Raw genomic sequence first — 18,854 nt, 5'->3', positions numbered from 1 at the left:
CGAAAGAGGTGCAAGCCGATGAGATTGCCCCTGTCCTGGTCGGAGGGCGCGTGCGGTTTCCGGCCGGACGCCGCGACGCTGCTGGCCTGGCTGCGCGAGGCCGGGGCCGACGCGCGATCCGGCGGGGCGGACGCCATCGAGGTCGACCTCGACTCCGGCCCCGCCCACCTGGCCTCGCTCGACGGGCTGGCCACCGAGCTGCGGAGCAGGGCGGGCCTGCCGCCCCGCCCCGCGCCCCGGCTCCCGGCCGGCCCCGCACTGCGGATCGAGATCGCCGACGGACTGAGCGCACGGGTGGCGGCGATCGCCCTGACCGAGCCGGACGGTATCCGCCTCCCCGCCCCGCACACCCGGCTGCTGGTCGACGCGGGCATCGAGGTCACCGGCACGGTCGCCGACCTGCTGCGCTACGTTGAGTTGGAGACCGGGCAACCCGTCGGCGCCGTCGACGCCCGCTTGGTGTCGGCCGGCGTCCTGCGGCTGCGCCCCGCCACCCCGAGCGAGGCGGCGGCGGCCGGCCGCACCCCGCACGGCGCCCCCCGCCTCCCCGCCGGCTCCCCGCTGCTGGCCAGCGGGGACCGCCCGCTGGCCCTGCCCTGCCGACGCGAGCAACCCGCCCCCGTACCGCCGCTTGGTCGCGAGGTCTTGTTGTTCGCCTGGTGGCTGGCACCGCGCGCGATGCGGGCGGCCGGCGCGGCGTACGGCCCGGAGGCGGCCGACGGCGATATCGCGACCAGGCTCACGCGCGGCCTCCATCCCGCAGCCTGCGACCTCTCCGTCGCCAGGGCGGCCGAACTGGCGGCCGGCGGCGCCCCTGGCGCGGTGACGGCGGTGGGTGCCGGGGGACGGGCGGAACCCGCGCCGCGCACCTGGCTGGTGCACACCGACGAGCTGCGGCACGCGGTCGACCCGGGCCTGAGCGCGGGGCGGATCGCGGACCTGCTGCGGACGGTGGGCGTGCGCGTCGAAGCGGCGCCCGACGGCGCACTGTGGCTGACCGCGCCGCCGTCGCGGCCCGACCTGGACCGGGTCGCCATGGTGGCGGCGGAGATCGCCAGGGTGCACGGGCACCACGCCGTACCGGCCCGGCTGCCACCGCCCGTCCGCCCTCCGGCGCCCGCGGTCGATCTGGCACTGCGCCGCACGGTCCGGGACGCCGCCGTACGCGCCGGGCTGTACGAGGTCATCACGCCGGTGCTCACCCAGGCGCCGCGGGCGGCCCCCTCGCACGCCCGAGAGGCCGGGTCCGCCGCGCCGGCCATTGAGGTCAGGGGGCGCGCCGGGATGCGCAACCTGCTGCTGCGCGACTCGCTGCTGCCGGGCGTGCTGAAGGTCGCTGCGCGGTCGCTCCGGCACACCGGCGCCGCCCACCACTTCGAGATCGGCGCGGTCCCAATCTCCACCCGCCCCGGAGCCGAGCGTTGGCGGTTCACCGCGGTGCTCGGCGGCCCCCTCGCCCCGTCCTCGCTCAACGACCCCGCCCCGCGGTTGGCCGCCTTCGCCGATCTCCTGGCCCTCCTGCACGTGCTGGGCAGCGCGACCGAGCGGGGCGAACCCGAGCTGGCCCCGGCCGGACATCCCGCGTTTGACGCCTCGGCCTCCTTCGCCGTCAGGCTGGGCGGCCGTGAGGTGGGTTGGGCGGGCCGGATAGCGGCGAAGCCGGCCGAGCACTCCGAGGCGACGGGCGCCGTGCTGTTCGGCGCCGACCTGGACCTGGGCGCCCTGCGCGAGCTGCCACTGAGCCGGAGGGCGGTGCGACTGCCTGAGCGGCTGCCGCTGCCCGCCTTCAATGTCACCGTCGTCACCCCCGAGGAGACGTCGGCCGCTGACGTGCTCGGCCTGGTGGCCGAGGCAGGCGGCACCACACAGCAGCTGGTGCGCGTGAAGGACCTAGGCCAGGGCGAGCGAATCGGTAGCGGACTGCTTTCCCTGACCGTCCGCGCGGAGTTTTGCTGGGACGGCGGGGGCGGGCTGCGCGCCGAGCGCCGGAGGCGGCGCGAGACGGTGCTGAGCGCCGTGCGCGCCCGGGGATGGGAAGGCCTATGAGGGACCCCGAACGGCGCGCCGAGGCCCCTCGGCGAGCAGCCGAGCGGTTCACCGCCTGGCTGGAGAGCGACCGGTTCACTTGCCTGGGGGCTCTGGCGGCGCTGCACCGCGGCGAACTGGTCGTCCGCGATTACGGGCGACTCACCGGCGAGACCGAGGTCCGCGCGCTCCACGCCGACCTGACCGCCTTCGTGGAACGCCGCCTCGCGCCCGGCACGGACCCCGGCTTCCATTCCTTCGCCGCGCTTTTCGCCGCCTCCACCGTGCGGGACGAGGCAGAGTTCGAGCGCGTCCTGTGGGGCCTCCTGCAGGCACTGCACGAGCGCGACCGCACCCGGCACGAATACGCGCCGGACGTGTCCAGCGACCCGGGCAGCCCGTCCTTCGGCTTCAGCGTCGCGGGCCATCCCTTCTTCGTGGTCGGCCTGCACCCCGGCGCCACCCGGATATCGCGCCGGTCCCCGATTCCGACCGTGGTGTTCAACTCGCACCGCCAGTTCGCCAGGTTGAAGGAGTCGGGCGTCTACCAGGGCCTGCGGACCCGCATCAGGGCCCGCGAGGTCAGGCTCCAGGGCTCGGTGAATCCCATGCTGGCCGAGCACGGCGAGCGGTCGGAGGCGCCCCAGTACTCCGGCAGATTCCAGAGCCCACACTGGTCGTGTCCCTTCCGCCCGCACGCGGAGGACTGACACCCGGCTCCCTTGCCCGGCCCCGCCCATCCGCCACCACCGAACCCCGCCCGCCCCACCCGCAGGAGACCGGAGGGGACCGCCCGGCCCCCAGCGTCGGGGCCGGGACCCACCCGACACGACGACCAACCGAGGAGCCCCGACGTCATGGACCACTTCCAGCAGGGCGCGCTCCAACGCCTCAGCGCTCGCGAGCGGGAGGTCCTGGTGTACCTCGCGGCGGGCCACACCTATGCGGCCATCGCCCACTGCATGGAGGTGAGTCCGCACACCGTGGACACCTATCTGCGCCGCATCCGGGGGAAGACGGGCGCGCGCCACCGCATGCACCTGCTGCTGCTCGCCATGGGAGTGACGGCGCCGAAGGGCACGCGCCTGCCACCAGTCCCGGCCCCACCGGCCTCCGCTCCCCGTACCGGCCTCGCCGTAGAAGCGTCGTGACCACCTCCACGCAGCCCGTCCTTCGTCCGGGGGCGGGGCCGTTCACGTCCCGACCGCAAGGCGAACCTTGGCGCCCGCCCGCCCGCGGCCGGGTACCTGGTCACACGCGAGGTGCTCCGGCGCGTGCTCCACGACGCGGGGGCGACGTGACCGCACTCGGAGTCGTCGGTCCCCCGCGGCGGCGCGGATGCTCCCCGTCCCGCCGGCCGAGGAACGCGGGCCCGCCGGGTCGTTCGCGCGCGTCGGCACGCCCTCCACCGGGGGTGGCCATGCCGGGGGTAGGGGACCACAGTTCTCGGTGCTCGAACCATGCTGTGGAGACTCGGGAGGACACAGTGTCCGTACGACCGTAGGCGACCGCGATCGCCGCACTCGGGCTGCTGGGTGCCGCGGCCGGTGCCACAGTGGCCGCGCCGACCCAGGAGAAGGCGTCGACCAGCACCGCCAAGCCGCCCAGCGCGACACGTGGCATCGACGACGGGAGCTTCAAGGACCCCAGGGTTCCCGCCTACGCCCTCACCACCGTGCGGGCGGGCCAGTCGATAGGCCCGTGGACCGCGGGCCAGAAGAACGTGGAGCACATCGGCCGCGGCTTCTGGCAGGCCGCGGACCGCGACCAGTCCGCGACCTCAACGGCGGCCAGCCGGGCACGTCACCCCCGGCAGGACCTACGCCCTCACCTACGCCCTCGTCGGCAACCCCGGGGGCGGACCGGCGGTCAAGTCCGGCCACGTGCTCGTGGACGGGCAGAACTTCCACGAGTTCACCTTCGATATCACCGGCAAGAGCCGGACCAACGTGGGGTACGCGGGACGCCAGGTGTTCTTCGTCGCCCGGTCCGCCTCCACCACCGTGACGTACGTCAGCACCACGCCCAACTCTGCCTACGGGCCGACCATCGGGCCGACCATCGACGACGTGGTGGTCAAGGCCGCCTGTTGCTCCTGCGGCTGCCACCGGAGCACCGACGCCAAACACTGACCGCGACCGCGCGCCTCCCACCACCGGCAGGGGCCGCGCGCCCACCCGGCACAAGCACCAAGCAGCAAAGCCCCGACCATCGGCGAATTCGAAAGGGCCTTCCCGTGCGGCCCCGGAGACCAACGCCGCCGCTGAACCGGGGTGTTGGAGCGCACTCCGGTGGCCGCGCGACCCTGCGGCCACCGGAGTCGCCCGACGGGGCACCAGGGGGCAGGGCGGTCGCGACCAGTAGACCGAGGCGACCGGCGCCGCACCGGCCCGGGGCACAGAAGCGCCGGCGTGCCCGCCGCGCCCGCGCCCCGCGCGCACCACCCCGCCGGACCCGCCGGGTCGCGACACACTCGACCCCCCGCCCAGGAGCGACGTGACGGCCGCCTCCTGAGACCCGATCTGTGCCCCGACCGTCCGCACGGCGCCCGCGTCCGGAACCACTGGCTCGACGGGAGGGCCACTACGGCCGGGGGCCCGGCCCGCGGCCGGCCGGTGCGCGGGGCCGCGTACCGGCCATGTTCGGCAGGCCGCCTTTCTGGCCGGGTGGGAACGCAGCGCGTGCGCGGTGTTCACTCCATGGCGGACGGCGGGTAGATCCGGTCTACGCAGACGCGGTACGCGTTCTCGGTAGGGGTGATGCCGAGGCGCTCGGCCTCCGCGAGGTTGTGTTGTGTCCTGGCCGGCACGGTGCGCTCAATCCTCTCGCGCAGCCGGTCGTAGCTGGCGTCGGCCCCGTGCAGGTACTCCTCGGCGCCGCACATGACTCCGGCGGTGTTGTGCCACCACTCGGTCTGAAAGAGGATGCCGCGCTCAGCCAACAGGCGGGCCAGGCGGATCTCCTCGCGCTGGTCGGTGGCGGCCAGTTGGTTGTTGGCCGGGCCGAAGACGTATTGGAAGCGAAGCTGCGCGATGGCCTCCTCGCTCAAAATGCCACCGACGGCGCAGGGGCAGAGCACGTCGGCTTCCAGGTCCAGGACTCGCGCGGCCGGTACGGCGTGGACGGCGCCGCGCGACGCCCCGCTCCCACCGCCGGTCCGCCCGCCCGCGTGCGCGGCCAGGAACCGCCCGACCTTGTCCTCGTCGGTGTCGGCGACATAGAGGCACGCTCCCGCGTCGAGCAGGTGCTCGGCCATGTGCCAGCCGACCGCGCCCAGGCCCATCACGGCCACGCTCTTGCCGGCGAGCGAGGCGCGGCCCTCGCGGAAGCGCACCGCCTCCCGCAGCGCGAGGAAGGTGCCGTAGGCGGTGGGCCGGCCCGTCTCGCCCAGGGGCGAGCCGGGGCCGCTGGTGAACGAGGCCGAGAAGTGGGCGTTGACCACGTCTGACATCCCGGTCGGGAAGTTCATGTCCGGCCCGGTCATGGTCCGGCATCGGTCGAGCGCGTAGGCGAGGAACCCGACGGCCGCCAGGTCAGCCAGGTACAGCGGCGCCATCTGCACGGTGGTCTTGCAGCCACCGAAGTCGATCCCGGCGGCGACGTTCTTGAAGCTCATGGCACGCCCGAGGTTCAATCCGTCCACGATGACGTCCAGTTCGCGCTCGGTGGGCGCGTGGCGCCGGATGCCGCCAGCCATGATCGCGTGCCGTCGGTTCATCACCCCCTGGCGCCTGCTGTGCTGGTGGCACAGGAAGCGGATGTCCTTGCCGGCGTGGAAGTACGCCTCGATCCCGACGTGCCGGCCCGCCCTCACCAGGTCCAGCACGGTCGACAGGTAGCCAGACAGGCCATGCTCGGCGAACAACCGCTCCACCTGGCGGTGGTTGAGGTAGATCCCGTCCGGGGTGAGCAGCGTCTCGGCGTCGAACTCCGCGCGGTAGCGCGCGAAATCCAGGTCCGGCTCCCACTCCCGGGCAGCGAACAGCCGGTGCCGGTCGGTGCGCCAGTCGTACTGCACCGTGAGGCTCGTCAGGCCGGCGGCGGCCAGTGGGGTGAACAGGCTGTCGTCCACGCAGTGCCCCCTTGTCAGCCGGGCTCGGTGCCCATGCTCGCGGAACACCCCGATGGTGGGGCACCGCCGGCCGGCTTGTCCCGCGACAGACAGCTCGACTAGGTTCGACAGGTGTCGCAACCGAACGGCTTCGAGATGGCCCAACTGGGCCGCGTGCAGGCACTCGTGGACGACCTGGCGAGGGCCATCGGGCGCTCGGTCGCGGTGGATGACCCGCAACTCGGGCTGCTGTGCGCCAGCGCGCAGACCGGCCCCATCGACCAGGTCCGCATCGACGCCATCATCGACCGCGCCCCGCCCCCGGGGCCCGTCCCGTGGATGCTGGACCGGAACATCGCCATCTCGACGCGGCCGGTGCGGCTGCCCGCCCACCCCGGCTTCGGCATGCTGCCGCGGATCTGCTTCCCCATCCGGCGCGACGGGCGACTCCTGGGCTACCTGTGGCTGTTCGACGAGCCACCCGCCCCACTCGGCGCCACGGCCCGGGCCTGCCGGGTCGCTGCCGACCTCGCTGACCTGATGTGGGCCGACGACACGGTGCTGCGGGCCCGCGCTGAAACGATAGCCACCCTGCTGGCCGCCGCGACGTGCGAGGAGACGGCGGCGAACGCCGTTCGCGAGGCGATCGGGCTCGGGCGTCTGCCGGGCGACGGGACGTTCACCGTGCACGCCGTCCAGGCCGCCACCCCGCGACCGGATGCCGCGATGGACCGGGCGCGGCTGAGGGACCCGCTGCCGGACCTCGCGCGCCGGCAGTTCGGCCGGCCGTTCCTAGCCGGGCTGGCCGGGGAAACCCTGCTCACGCTCTCCCGCAACCGCACCGCAGGGGACGCCGAGGTCGTCGAGGCGTCGCTGTGCCACGTCGCACCTACCGCCGGATATCGGACGGCGATGGGGACCACGAGCGCCGACGCGGCCGAGGACCTGCCCGAGGCCGCGCGCCGGGCCCGCTTCACCGCCGAGGTCGCCGCGCTGCGCGGCGCGCCCGGTGCGCCGCTGCGCTGGCGGGAACTGGGCCCATGGCGCCTGCTGTACGGCCTGACGCTGACCCCCGCCACCGTGCGCGAGATCAGCGAGGACGCGTATGTGCTGCTCCGCGACGGCGGCCCGGAGCACTGGCGGACCGCGCTCGCCTACCTGGACGCCGGTCGCGGTGCCCCGGCCGCGTGCGCCCACCTCGCCATCCACCGCGCCACGCTGTACTACCGGCTCAACCGGGTCAGGCAACTCATCGGTTCCCCGGCGCTCGACGACGGCTGGCGCGCGGTCGCGCTCCACGTGGCGCTCACCCTGCACGCGTGCCTGGCGCGTACGGCCGACACGGCGTGACGGCGCGCTCCGGCACGTCCCGCGCCGGACCGGCCGCCGCGGCGCGCCGAGCGACGCCGGCGACCCCGTATCGCCGCGCCGGCACCGGCCCACCCGCCGCCGCGCCCCGGGCCACCCACCACTCGCGGGGTACACGGGACCAGATCAAGGCACTCCAGCTCGCCCGCGCCGAGCTGGTCGAGAAGCAGAACAGCCACAAGACCGCCTAAGGCCCCGCCAACCGCCCGGCGGCCTCCAACCCCACCAGGGGCCGCCGGGCCCTAGGCGCAACCTTCGCCCGCCGCCATGTCCTGCACACCGACACCTGCTAGTCGTACCAGTCCTCGCCGGTCTCCATCCAGTGCAGCCCGTCCGAGGTTCACGCCGCCACCGAAATCGCTACGGCCGCCGACCCTCAACGCCCCGGCCGCCGGTGTCCGGTGGGCGAGGGGGACCACCGGCCTTGCCCCGTGCAGCTCGGCGGCGGGGTAGGGGACGTGTTACCGGAAGCGCCAGTCAGTGAAGACGCGCTCGATGTCGGCTTCGACGACATCCAGCAGATCTTCGTCGGCGTCTGGGGCGTCCAGCCCCAGCGGGGCGAGAACGCGCCGGTAGTACTGGTACGCGAAGTGCGGATCGCCTGCGGCCGGCAGGGACGACAGGAGTGGTCGTCGCCGACCGTGCACTGGTCGTCGATCGACCTGGGTCAGCACCCTGATGCGTTCGTCGCTGCTGAGGGAGGGGAGCGCGGAGCCGAGCTGGTGCTCCAGTCGCTTCCGACTCGCCGTGGTCCCTAGAACCTCAGACCAGCCAGAAAGAACGGAATAAACCCCTATGCCGGCACGGGCCACCGTGCTGCGCAGCACGGCGTGGGCGACCACGGCCCCGTGACATCCGATCGGGAAACAACCTGCGGCCCTGGGCGGACCGCGGGTAGGACTGGACGCCATCGACCGGAGAGGAACCTGATGGCGCAACAGGAACTACGCGCCGGTGCACAGCCGGTACCGACCTGCCCGCCTCACCAGTTCGGTGAAGACGAGGGCCCGCAAAACGTCGTCGCGCTGTGGGCCGCTCTCGCCCCATGGCCACAGCACCTGATGGCCGACACCGCAAAACTGGAAGCCGCCCCGTTCGCCGAGGTGATGAACGTCGTCACCGAGTACCGGGGGGTGTGGAAGGCCCTCGTCCACTCGGACTTGCATGCGGCGATCCCGACTACCACCCGAGCTGCGACTGCTCGGCCGTCCCGCGCCGGTTGTGCGAGTTGCACGGACGGTGCCGCCTGCCGACCATGCACATGCCCGCCGTGGGATCACCTCATTGACCTCTGACTGGTGATCTTGATCGATTGACAGGTGAGTGTGACACGTCGGCTCAGGCGTCGTTGTCCTTAGGAGGCATATACCAAACCCGTTCGTCGGCACGTGTCGGCGGTGAGGAGATCTGTTGTGTCAGCGAGCAAACGAGGGACCGCGGTAGCTGTAGCTGCGGTCGGCCTGGTGGCGTTCACCGCCACCGCGGCGGATGCCACGTCGGTCATCGGCTTTGGCAACAGCACGAACGACAACCAGTGTGCCAACAGCGGCTCGGCCCACGTCGCCAGCGCACAGCACGCGTCCGGCGGTGTGGTGTCCAATCTCCTCGCCCTGCCGTTTTCCGCGCCGGCCAATCAGTGCGGCGACCTGGGCTTGCCCAAGGAAGACAAGGCTGAACAACCTGCGGAGAACGCCCACATCGACATTGCTGAATGAGCGACCCGCCTGGCGGCTTTGCTCGCGCCCGTACGTCATCTCGGTGACGTACGGAGTGAGTGTTTTTGATCCCTCTCCTCGAATCGGAGCCGGGCATAGCGCGGAGGGGGGCCAGCTTGGTGTTCCACGAAGGCGCGACGCTGGGTGGAACGGGAGAACGATGACTTCGCGTGTTACCGACGCCAGTTGTCTCCTGCGAAGGGGTGGAATTCAGTTCGGCCGGGGTGTGCGCGGTGGCTGTTGCGGTGGGCGTGAACACAGGCTCAGGGCGGCGTATACCAGGGAGTTCGGTGTAGCAGCGGTGCGGGCTGCGAGGTTCTCAAAGTAGATCCAGAAGTGGTTGTCGTGCGTGCGCCGCTGTTGGTAGACGTACGGGGCCAGGGCGTCCCACATGCAGACGATTCCCTCCACGCCGTAGGACCCGACAATCAGATTTTGATCGATTACGTCGTGGGCGACGAGCTTGCCGAGGTCGTCGAAGTACATTCCTATGGTCAACGCGTGGGTTCGCGCTGGCTCGGGGAGGCCGGTGCAGCCGCAGTCGGCGGAGTGCTCCTGGGCTAGTTCGTGCAGGAGGTACTTCTCAGCCTCAAGGTATGCCGGGTTGTGGTGCATCTTGAAGGCTTCGAGAATCACTGGCAGGTGGTTCCCGCCGTTGCTGAGGCGGATCTGCCGCTGGGTCAGCAGTATGGAAACGATCAGTGCCGCGAGGGAGATGAACAAAGCGGCGAGGTTCAGCGTTATGGTCGCGTCCACGGACGAAATCTCCTCGGGTGGGCTACGACTCCTTAGCCCAGCCGGTGGCGGACTTCCTCCATGTGAGTCGCTTGATCATGAGAGTGATGAGCGACCAGTTCAGATGGGCTTCGGAGTGCTGCGGGAGGCGCTCGTAATCCCGGGCATTGCGAAGGGCGTTCATGATCGATCCCAGTGTGCGCTCAACACGCCAGCGACGCGGGAGGACGACGAACCCTTTGGCAACCCTGGGGCGGGGGACGGTCTTGAGGGTGATGTGGAGGAAGTCCTCCGCCCGGCCGACGAGCTTGCCGGCGTAGGCGGAGTCGGCCGAGACCTGGGTGATCCGCGGGTGGGTGAGACGCAGTCGCCAGAGCATTTCGCGTGCGGCGTCTCGCGAGCCACGGGTGGGTGAAGGCCCACGTCGCCGGCAGCGTGAGCAGGCCGCCGACCAGCGCGCCGGACAACGCCGCCTCCGCCGCCCGCGCGTACGTGGGCTTTTCCGGATCAAAGCTCTGGTCGATCACGGTGGGAAGCACCCGCCAGACCCGCCGGGGTTCTCCGGATCGGCCAGCCGGATCAACGGCTCCAGCGGGTCCGCGTCGGCGCGGATCGCGTCTCGGATCACGATGCCGTCAGGTAGTACCGGGGTGTTCACCGGGATGACGTCCCCCGGCTGCACCGCTGACCGATTGGCCGTCCTAGGGGCGGCGTACATGCGCTCGCCCAGTACGTTCCCCGACAACAGGCGCTCCACCTCGCGGCGCGCTGGGTTCCTTGATCGCCGAGCACCCTTGCGTGCCCCGTTCCGCTTTTCCACGGTGTCCTTCCCCTATCACCGAGACTCTCCCCCGGCCAACTCGGGCCTGGACACGCGACGCTGGCCTATGACCTGGGCGCGAAATTCAAGCGCTGTCTACACCAGCCGCTGGGCCTACCCGACGCCGACCGCGGTGATGTTCCTGCTCGCCTCCAATAGCCATGAAGAGATCGCCGGCCACTTCGCCGCCCGGTACGGCATTGGCGCCGAGCAGGCCGCCAACGACGTCCGCACGGTCGCCGACCCCCTGCCGCGCAGGGTCTGGCCTACGACGGCCCGGCGCCGGCTCGGATCGACCACCTCCTGGCCTCAGCCGCCTTCGACTGGCCAGCCAGCCGCGCCACACTGCCCGGGCGTCGCTCCCCGCTGGCCGCCCTACCTACCCACCAGGAGCCCCACGCCGCATAACCAAAACCCGCCGGTGCCCGGGTTCCGACTGAACGCCGGCCGTGCCCGAGCGTGGCGGCATAGCGAGCGGGCCAGGCTTCACCCCTTCATCTGGCCCGCCCCAACCTGATGCGACTGTAAGCTCAACTCGTGTTTGTGTTTGAGGAGTTCACATGTCTCGGACCGCCCGCCGCGCCCCGACGCCACGCAGGCCCGCGAGGCTTTGCGCCGTGCTCTGCGGCTCCTGAAGGATCAGGACGACCGTTCACACTCGATCGCGCACGCGAAGCCGCCCAGACAGCCGCTGACGTCCTGCCCTACCGGTGGTGTCGGCCGACACGGAATTTGTCAGTGGTTCCGACATCACAAGTGTCAGTAGTCCGTGCGGCCGGCGTCCGCGCAGGCACTCTTTCAGAGGGCGGAATCTTCCCCAGGCTTCCATCCATGCCGGCGGGATGCCGAGGTAGGCCCCTGCTTCCTTCTAACGACATGCCCGTCGCGGCCTGGACGAGGTGTGCTGCGAGGCCCCTGCGGATCGCGACGTTCCCGGCGAGCGGCCCGAGTGGCCGAGCGGTGTCGTGATGATCTGCGTCTATTCCTCGGGGGAGTCGCTGAGGATCGCTTGCGGCGAGTAACTGCGCTGGCGGATCTGCAGGAACCCGGGCAGAGCAACCTGAGTGGGCAGCGGCCGGGGAAGTCGCTGGTCGAGCGATGCATCGTTCTGTCTCCCTGTCGGGCGAACGGCTGTCGGCTTCACCCGATCCGCGGGTCAGAATCGGGCGATCAACCATGAGTTTTCGAGTTCCAGGATAATCTCGCACGCCTGGTTATCGGACGCTGAGTCGAAGTCGTAATGTGCGACTCCCCAAACAATGACTGGAGAGCCCACCTGGGAGTCGCACACCCTGTATACGTGTTCGTATTCGATGCTTCCGTTGACACGCACGGCGTAGCGGAGATTCCCTGCCGTCTTCGGGACGAAGTGAATGTTGATGTTCGGATTCTTGACCGTCAGGGGTCCGGATTCAGGCAACTTGTGTTTTCCGGGCTCATGGGGGGTCTCCAGGAGTTGACGCGGAACCAGCCTGGAATTGTCTCCGCTGAATGTGAGGTCGCTCAGTTGCACAGGGCACCACCTTGGACGAGGGCGTAGTCGAAGCGGTCGGGGGCGAGGACGGATGGCGACGGGGACGTCGGAGATGCTGTCCCTTGTTCTCGAATGACGACGAACTTTCATGCGATAGCCCGTCGTCGTGGGCGGTGCCAGGACTGTCCACCGGGCACCGCCCACGATGCCGCTCTGCTGCCGCACGCTGACGACCTGCGAACCGACTGCGAAGTGGGTCTGAGCGCGTGCAGGCCCTTCTGCCCCTTGAGTTCTAGTGGTCGTCGCAACACCCCAGTTCAAGGGTGCGATGGATTCCGAGATCCGCAAGAACAGGAAGCCGGGGGCCGGGAAGCTGACCAGCGAGCGGGCCGCATACTTCCAGCTCATGGAGCAGGGTTACAGCACCCGGGTAGCGGCCCGCATCGTCGGGATCGACCTGCGCACGGGCAAGAAGTGGCGCAACGGCCACCACGCGCCCGGCAAGGGCCTCAAGGTGGTTTCTTCCGATCTACCAGGAGCCCGGGCAGACGCCCGGGCCACCGGAGCCGGAGGAACCGCCTCAGCCGTCGCGGTATCTCCCCCGCACACACAACTAAACTGGAACTCGGCTGCCGGTCTAGGTTCCCGTGAGCCGTGTCCACCTGCGCTTCGGTGACCTGCGTTTTTACGGCTCAATTCCGTGGTCGCGCCGGTGACGCAGTCCCGCCTTCGGGTCGTTTTCCTCAGCTCATTTCGATGACAGGACGTGACCTCCATCGGATCGTCGAGAAATCGTGTCGCTCAACCGGAAGGACGTGGAGAAGATCGTTTCCATGAGTCCTGCCGATCTTGTGATGCCGTCAATCGCTCCGACGTTCAGGGACGTGCGTCTCCGAGCTTTTGAGTACCGTGAGGTGGGTATGGTCACGGACCTGCCGACCGATCCGTACGTGCCGAACACCGGGTCGCTAGCTGGCAGCGCCAGCCGCGAGGATGCTCTCGCGTGCATCGAGCGACAGGTCAGCCATCTCGACACTGGAGTTGGTCACTCCTTCTGCGTGGCGGACAACGACACCGACGAGGCACTCGGCACGGCCGGTCTATGGCTCGCGCCTATCGCCGCAGGCCGGGCGACAGCGGGCTACTCCGTCGCCCCCGCAGCCGGGGCCGCGGGATCGCAGGTCAAGCACTCATCGCGCTGACTCGGTTTGCCTGGTCCATACCGGAGCTATGTCGAATCGAGCTCTACATAGAGGCATGGAATGTGGCCTCCGTGCGCACAGCGGAACTCGCGGGGTATGAGCGCGAGGGGCTCCTTAGGTGGCATCAGGAGATCGGCGGGAAGCGTGTGGACATGCTCTTGTATGCCGCGATGAGACAGGTTGGTTAGATCGCGTTCTTCAGGGTGGATTAATCACCACCCCATGCTGCTGACATGCCCCAGCCGTACGCATTGATGACGACAGGGGCGGTCCGGTACGCAAAGGGTGGAGCCAGCGATGCCGGGGGCATGATCCCGCTGCCGTGTCGTATCCGAAACGGCGACGACATCACGGCGCGGAAGAAGACACGGAGAACGGAAACCTACAGCCGGCCTCACGACCGCCGACCGAGGTCATCGGCATACAGCCCTCTTGCCTTTACTGTGAGCAAGGTCGCGCCAAAACCGTCGCAAGGATATTGGGATGAGAGCACTTCGCCCGACCGTCATCGCCGCCCTGAGTCTGGCCCTGATCACCCCGGGAACCATTTCCGCGTCAGCGGAAGAGGCCCCGGCCGGCCGACCCGTGAGGGAACTCGAAGCGTCACTGTCCCGGCTTGAAAAGAGCCTGACCTGGCGCGGGTCGATCGCTGCCACTTACCCGAGCGTCGACACCGCTGTACGCCGAGTCCTTAAATCCCTTCGGCGCGTCGCGCGCGAGCAGCCGTCGGCAGTGCCTCAAGCCCGTGCATTCACCCGGCAACTCACCCGGCTTGAGGCAGAAACCGGCTACTGGGTACGGGAGAGTTCGAAGCCCGGCTTCGAACCGAACCCCTTCCTTGCCACCGATCCCCTCATGCGAGCCGCGCTCGCCGAGTGGTCGACCGAGATCACAGAGATCCGACATGATCTGCGCAGGCCCGACCCGACCCGCCGACTTCACCTCGCTGCCCTCACCACCACCCCCGTGAGCGCCACGACCTCCCCGGGCACCCTCTTCACCGACACCCACGAACGCCACGCGATGACGATGGTCGTCATCCCGCGCGGCGCCTACACCGCCGGAGCCACCGCGCAGCAACAGCAGCAGTGGAAAGTACCGCAAGGCCGACGCAGCTTCGAACGGCCGCAACGCCACGTGACGGTCGCCCACTCGATCGCGGCCGGTCAGACCGAGGTGACCGTCGGCCAGTTCAAGCAGTTCGTGAAAGAGACCGGTCACAAGCCCGCTCAAGGCATGCGCGCCTGGCAGCCGCACCAGGACGGCTGGATGGACTTCCGGCCCCGCCTGAACTATCTCGATCCCGGTTTCCCCCAAAGTGACGCACACCCCGTGGTCGGCATCACCAAGTACGACGCCCAGGCCTTCACCGTATGGATGTCGCGGCGCACCGGACACACCTACCGACTCCCCACCGAAGGCGAATGGGAGTACCTCGCCCGTGCCGGTTCCACCACCGCCTTCTTCTGGGGCGACGACATCGAATCGGCCGGCGCCCATGCCAACACCTACGACGAAGACGCCTTCGCCGCCAACCGCTTCAGAGCAGGCAGCACCGTATGGGACCACGTACCGGACGTCCACGACGGCCATGCACACACCTCTCCCGCCGCGTCATTCAACCCCAACGCCTTCGGCCTGCACGACATGACCGGAAACGCACGAGAATTCGTTGCCGACACCTGGGTGAACAACCTCAAGGACGCGAGCACCGACGCCTCGGTGAGGCACGGCCAGGCACCCTTCATCGTGGTGCGCGGAGGCGCCTGGAACTACCGACCGCAGAACCTCCGCACCGCCTACCGCAACGGCTATCTCTCCTCCGAAGCCCGTACCAACATGTTCGGTTTCCGTCTCGTACGGGACCTGTGACGACTCCAAGGGCAGACGGATGGCACGGCGAGGCCTGCCACCACGGCGGACACGTCCAGCCGCACACGCCCGCCCGGCTCGACCAGGACCAGCACGTCGGCGACGTCTTCACCGTTCTGTCAGATCACCAGCTGGCCTACAGAGCCGCAGCCTCTGATCCAACTCATCGCTGCGCAGGCTCTACAACGCCAAGGAGCCCATGACCCTGTTCGAGCTGCAGGAATGGCCCAGGCATCGAACTCCCGAAGCCACCGCCCATTAAGCCAACATCACCCCGAACACGCTCGCCGAGGCCGACAACGACGCCGGATACTTCGCTGCCCGGAACGTCCGCGCCATGGAAGTCCTCGTCGGCCGAGATGCCGTCGCCTCCGGCGCCGCCCGAGGGCATGTTTGTCCAGCTCAATGGCCTGCTCCGGCGGCTTCTGCAGGAGAGGGAAGGCCGGGACGCTGAGTCGACGGCCTGCGTGATCGACGCTCAGAGCGTCAAGACCTTCACCAGCGTTCCCGCCACCGGCCAGAGCGCCGACGCCGGCAAGAAGATCGTCGACAGGAAGGTTGTCGGCAGGAAGCGGAGCATCGTTACCGACACCTTCGGCCTTTCCTCGCCGTGCTGGTGACCGCGGCCAGCGTGCAGGACTCCGTTGCCGGCACTGCGCTGCTCGACCAGGTCGCCGCTGACCATACGGGCATTCGCACGGTGCGGGTCGTGGCGGTTACCGCGGCACCTCGTTGAGCATGCCGCCACCTCGGTATCGATAGGGAGATCACTGCCCGCAGGCCTGGGAGCAGAGGCTTCACTTTTATCCCGAAGCGGTGGACGGTCGAGCAGACCTACGGCTGGCTCATGTTCCGCTGCCGCCTTGCCCGCGGACTACGAGCCCCTGCCAACCGCTCCGAAGCCGTGATTCACATTGCCACGACCGATCTCGTGGCCTGCCGCCTCACCAGCGAGAACGCCACTTCCTGACGCGACCCTAAGACGACCACAGAACATGTCATCTAGGGATGAAACATCGGACGAAAGCGACCTCTCAGCGCTACGGCAGCGTGCGGGGCCGGCAGCTGCCGGCCCGACCACGTCGGCGGGTCCTTGGGGTCGCTGGTCTCTCGGGCGGCTCTGCTGCGGCCTTCAGCAGGCGGGCGGCCAGTTCCGTGAAAGCCAGCAGCTCCGGGCTAGGTGTAGGGCCGCTGGTGTCGCGTACCAGCCGGTGCTGCCACGTGACCGGCAGCGCGTCCACCCCGGCCGCAAAGTGTCAACTCACCTTGCCACTTCCTCCCGTCGCTGGTCATCGCCGGCTGCGGTGGGGATGGCGTTGTCGATGAGGACGGTGGCGACGGCAGCGGCGGTGGGGAAGGCGTTGGCGTCGAGGACCCGGGTGCGGGCCGCGGCGCCGTCGATGAGCAGCGCGAGCTGCTCGCCGAGCTGTTCGGGGTCGGCGGCTCCGGCTTCGCGGGCGGTGTCGGCGAGCCGCGCGGCGACGGCTTTCTTGTAGTCGCGTGCGTACTGGGATGCGGGGTGCTGTGGGTCGTGGAGTTCGACGGCGGCGGCGATGTAGGGGCACAAGGGGGTGGTGGGGGGGATGTCGAAGACGGCCAGGAGCCGTTCGCGGGGCGTGAGGTCGGTGCGGTCGAACACGCCGGACAGTACGGAGGGGTCGAACCGGCGCAGGTACTCGGCGACGAGTTCGTCCTTGCCGGTGAAGTGCTGGTAGGCCGTGCGCTTGGACACCTCGGCCACCGCGCAGAGCTGATCCATGCCGGTGCGGTTGATGCCTTGCTCGCGGAACAGCTGCCGGGACGCACCGAGGATGCGCTCGCGGGCGCCCCGGCCGCGGCGGCTACCCGTGGGGCCCTTCTCCAACTCCGTCATGGGCCCAGCGTACCGCAACTGGGTAACGACCGGTGTACATAGCTTGCAACCCGGCCGCCCGCCGCGTACGTTAAGCACACAAGACGGTGTACTTAACGTCGTCGCCCCAGGCACACACGGCACCACCGACCCAAGGGAATGACTATGGGAAAACTCGACGGCAAGGTCGCGGTCATCACCGGCGGCACCACCGGCATGGCACTGGCCGGCGCGAAGCTGTTCGTCGCCGAGGGAGCACACGTCTTCATCACCGGCCGCCGCCAAGATGCTCTGGACGAGGCCGTGAAGCAGATCGGCCGCAACGTCACCGGCGTCCAGGGCGACGCCGCCGACCTGGACGACCTGGACCGCCTGTACGACACCGTCAAGCGGGAGAAGGGAAGCCTCGACGTGCTGTGGGCCAGCGCAGGCGGGGGCGAGCCCGCTCCGCTCGGCGAGATCACCGAGGCGCAGTTCGACACCTGGTTCGGGCTCAACGCCCGCGGCACCATGTTCACCGTCCAAAAGGCCCTGCCGCTCTTCAACGACGGCGGCTCCATCCTCATGACCGGCTCCAACGCCTCCCTCGGCGCCTTTCCCGGCTGGAGCGTCTACGCCGGCAGCAAGGCCGTCCAGCAGGCCTGGGCCCGAATCTGGCTCAACGAACTCAAGGACCGCCGCATCCGCGTCAACGTCCTGACCCCCGGCCAGGTGGCCACCGCCAAGCAGGCAGAACTCTTCGACGAGGCCACCAAGCGCCAGTTCGAGTCCCTCATCCCCCGCGGCCACATGGGCCGCCCCGACGAGATCGCCACTGCCGCCCTCTTCCTCGCCTCCGACGACTCCAGCTACGTCAACGGCATGGAACTCGTCGCCGACGGCGGCACCACCGCCATCTGAACCGAACAACTACAACCACAATCAGGACAGGACACCTCATGAGCAACATCAGCATCATCGGGACCGGGAACATGGCCCGAACCATCGGCGCGCGGGCGATAGCGGGCGGCAACACCGTCGAGGTCTTGGGGCGCGATCAGTCCAAAGCCGCTGACCTGGCCCAGGCTCTCGGCGGCGGCACCATGACGGGAGAATGGGGCACCGCCCCGGCCGGGGACATCGTCATCGTGGCCCTGTTGCACGACGGCGTCGTGCCGGTCGTCACCCAGTACGCAGACGCTCTCGCGGGCAAGGTCATCGTTGACATCAGCAACCCCTTCAACAGCACGTTCGACGGGCTGGCCCACCGCGAGGAGACCTCGATCGCGCAGGAAGTCGCCAAGGCGGCCCCGGCCAGCGCCAGCGTGGTGAAGGCGTTCAACACCGTCTTCCGCCATGTCCTGGAGAAGGGGCGGCCTGACGTCTTCATCGCCGGCGATAGTGCGCAGGCCAAGGCAAGTGTGGGGGTGTTCGTCGAGAGCCTCGGGCTGCGCCCGCTGGACGTCGGCAGCCTGAAAATGGCGCACTGGCTGGAAGGAGCGGGCGTGGTCACGGTGGGCCTCGCCAACCACGGGGTGGGGAACCTGGACTTCGCCCTCAGCATCACCGAACTTCCCGCCCGAGCGAACGGTTGACGGATCACCGAAAGCACGCCCAACGAAGGTTGGCGTCACACTTCCCGTAGTCGGGCCCGCTATTGAGGGAGGTGTTCGAAGCTAAAACCCACCGGCACAAGAGCCGCCGACATGGCCCTCCGCCCCCGGGTTGAAGTCCTTCGCAATTGCCCTGGGCGTGTGTCCC

The 18,854-nt window shown here is 69.4% G+C and carries 16 protein-coding genes and 4 pseudogenes; 13 read left to right on the top strand and 7 right to left on the bottom strand.

Features of this window, described 5'->3' with window-relative positions; translation table 11 throughout:
- Positions 1-18: 18 nt before the first annotated feature.
- The 4 genes and pseudogenes from FHS42_RS28980 to FHS42_RS37640 all read left to right on the top strand — a co-directional run.
- A complete protein-coding gene (locus FHS42_RS28980) occupies positions 19-2,046 on the top strand; it encodes a phenylalanine--tRNA ligase subunit beta (protein ID WP_184577330.1) in 2,028 nt (675 codons plus the stop codon).
- Entirely contained in the window at positions 2,043-2,735 is a 693-nt protein-coding gene (gntA, locus tag FHS42_RS28975; protein WP_184577326.1) for a guanitoxin biosynthesis heme-dependent pre-guanitoxin N-hydroxylase GntA, read from the top strand. The genes FHS42_RS28980 and gntA overlap by 4 nt, the downstream gene beginning before the upstream one ends.
- A gap of 147 nt (positions 2,736-2,882) precedes the next feature.
- Positions 2,883-3,176 carry a response regulator transcription factor gene (locus FHS42_RS28970; protein WP_184577323.1) on the top strand — a complete coding sequence of 98 codons (294 nt, stop codon included), beginning with the start codon at positions 2,883-2,885 and terminating at the stop codon, positions 3,174-3,176.
- Between the two features lie 711 nt (positions 3,177-3,887).
- Positions 3,888-4,157: pseudogene (locus FHS42_RS37640) on the top strand (carbohydrate binding domain-containing protein); the annotation flags it as partial.
- 560 nt (positions 4,158-4,717) lie between these two features.
- Here FHS42_RS37640 and FHS42_RS38770 read toward each other — a convergent pair.
- Entirely contained in the window at positions 4,718-6,097 is a 1,380-nt protein-coding gene (locus FHS42_RS38770; RefSeq protein WP_184577320.1) for a Glu/Leu/Phe/Val dehydrogenase family protein, read from the bottom strand.
- A gap of 111 nt (positions 6,098-6,208) precedes the next feature.
- Here FHS42_RS38770 and FHS42_RS38765 point away from each other — a divergent pair, with 111 nt between their 5' ends.
- Positions 6,209-7,426 carry a PucR family transcriptional regulator gene (locus FHS42_RS38765; RefSeq protein WP_184577317.1) on the top strand — a complete coding sequence of 406 codons (1,218 nt, stop codon included), beginning with the start codon at positions 6,209-6,211 and terminating at the stop codon, positions 7,424-7,426.
- Positions 7,396-7,635 (top strand): hypothetical protein, encoded by a 240-nt coding sequence (locus tag FHS42_RS28950; RefSeq protein WP_184577314.1) that lies wholly within the window; start codon positions 7,396-7,398, stop codon positions 7,633-7,635. The genes FHS42_RS38765 and FHS42_RS28950 overlap by 31 nt, the downstream gene beginning before the upstream one ends.
- A 270-nt stretch (positions 7,636-7,905) precedes the next feature.
- On the opposite strand, the gene FHS42_RS28945 is transcribed toward FHS42_RS28950, so the two are convergent.
- Both FHS42_RS28945 and FHS42_RS28940 read right to left on the bottom strand, forming a co-directional pair.
- Positions 7,906-8,286 (bottom strand): hypothetical protein, encoded by a 381-nt coding sequence (locus FHS42_RS28945; protein ID WP_184577311.1) that lies wholly within the window; start codon positions 8,284-8,286, stop codon positions 7,906-7,908.
- Between the two features lie 102 nt (positions 8,287-8,388).
- Positions 8,389-8,610 (bottom strand): hypothetical protein, encoded by a 222-nt coding sequence (locus tag FHS42_RS28940; RefSeq protein ID WP_184577308.1) that lies wholly within the window; start codon positions 8,608-8,610, stop codon positions 8,389-8,391.
- A gap of 297 nt (positions 8,611-8,907) precedes the next feature.
- On the opposite strand from FHS42_RS28940, the gene FHS42_RS28935 reads away from it, so the two are divergent.
- Entirely contained in the window at positions 8,908-9,159 is a 252-nt protein-coding gene (locus FHS42_RS28935; RefSeq protein ID WP_184577305.1) for a hypothetical protein, read from the top strand.
- Between the two features lie 210 nt (positions 9,160-9,369).
- Here the strand turns inward: FHS42_RS28935 and FHS42_RS28930 are convergent, their stop codons facing one another.
- The 3 genes and pseudogenes from FHS42_RS28930 to FHS42_RS28920 form a co-directional block, all read right to left on the bottom strand.
- The gene (locus FHS42_RS28930) at positions 9,370-9,915 is read right to left on the bottom strand and encodes a DUF4760 domain-containing protein (protein ID WP_184577302.1); all 546 of its coding nucleotides are present in this window, start codon (positions 9,913-9,915) and stop codon (positions 9,370-9,372) included.
- A gap of 28 nt (positions 9,916-9,943) precedes the next feature.
- Positions 9,944-10,282, bottom strand: a pseudogene (locus FHS42_RS28925) (transposase); the annotation flags it as partial.
- A gap of 135 nt (positions 10,283-10,417) precedes the next feature.
- Positions 10,418-10,639 carry a hypothetical protein gene (locus FHS42_RS28920; RefSeq protein WP_184577296.1) on the bottom strand — a complete coding sequence of 74 codons (222 nt, stop codon included), beginning with the start codon at positions 10,637-10,639 and terminating at the stop codon, positions 10,418-10,420.
- Positions 10,640-12,516: 1,877 nt separating this feature from the next.
- Between FHS42_RS28920 and FHS42_RS39435 the strand changes: the two are divergent.
- The 4 genes and pseudogenes from FHS42_RS39435 to FHS42_RS38760 form a co-directional block, all read left to right on the top strand.
- Positions 12,517-12,693 (top strand): annotated as a pseudogene (locus FHS42_RS39435) (IS30 family transposase); the annotation flags it as partial.
- Positions 12,694-13,191: 498 nt separating this feature from the next.
- Positions 13,192-13,578: a GNAT family N-acetyltransferase gene (locus FHS42_RS39255; RefSeq protein WP_184577291.1), complete on the top strand. Its 387-nt coding sequence runs from the start codon at positions 13,192-13,194 to the stop codon at positions 13,576-13,578.
- Positions 13,579-13,873: 295 nt separating this feature from the next.
- The gene (locus FHS42_RS28905) at positions 13,874-15,262 is read left to right on the top strand and encodes a formylglycine-generating enzyme family protein (RefSeq protein ID WP_184577288.1); all 1,389 of its coding nucleotides are present in this window, start codon (positions 13,874-13,876) and stop codon (positions 15,260-15,262) included.
- 383 nt (positions 15,263-15,645) lie between these two features.
- Positions 15,646-16,232, top strand: a pseudogene (locus tag FHS42_RS38760) (transposase); the annotation flags it as partial.
- A gap of 291 nt (positions 16,233-16,523) precedes the next feature.
- Here FHS42_RS38760 and FHS42_RS28895 read toward each other — a convergent pair.
- Positions 16,524-17,135 carry a TetR/AcrR family transcriptional regulator gene (locus FHS42_RS28895; protein WP_184577284.1) on the bottom strand — a complete coding sequence of 204 codons (612 nt, stop codon included), beginning with the start codon at positions 17,133-17,135 and terminating at the stop codon, positions 16,524-16,526.
- A gap of 144 nt (positions 17,136-17,279) precedes the next feature.
- On the opposite strand from FHS42_RS28895, the gene FHS42_RS28890 reads away from it, so the two are divergent.
- Together FHS42_RS28890 and FHS42_RS28885 are read left to right on the top strand one after the other, a co-directional pair.
- Positions 17,280-18,014, top strand: a complete 735-nt coding sequence (locus FHS42_RS28890; RefSeq protein WP_184577281.1) for an SDR family NAD(P)-dependent oxidoreductase — start codon at positions 17,280-17,282, stop codon at positions 18,012-18,014.
- A gap of 38 nt (positions 18,015-18,052) precedes the next feature.
- Entirely contained in the window at positions 18,053-18,688 is a 636-nt protein-coding gene (locus FHS42_RS28885) for an NADPH-dependent F420 reductase (protein WP_184577278.1), read from the top strand.
- Positions 18,689-18,854 lie beyond the last annotated feature (166 nt).

This window comes from Streptomyces zagrosensis (assembly GCF_014203645.1).
Taxonomy (GTDB): Bacteria; Actinomycetota; Actinomycetes; order Streptomycetales; family Streptomycetaceae; genus Streptomyces; species Streptomyces zagrosensis.
Note: the sequence above shows the minus strand (reverse complement) of the source record. Positions and strands in the feature narration are given on the sequence as shown.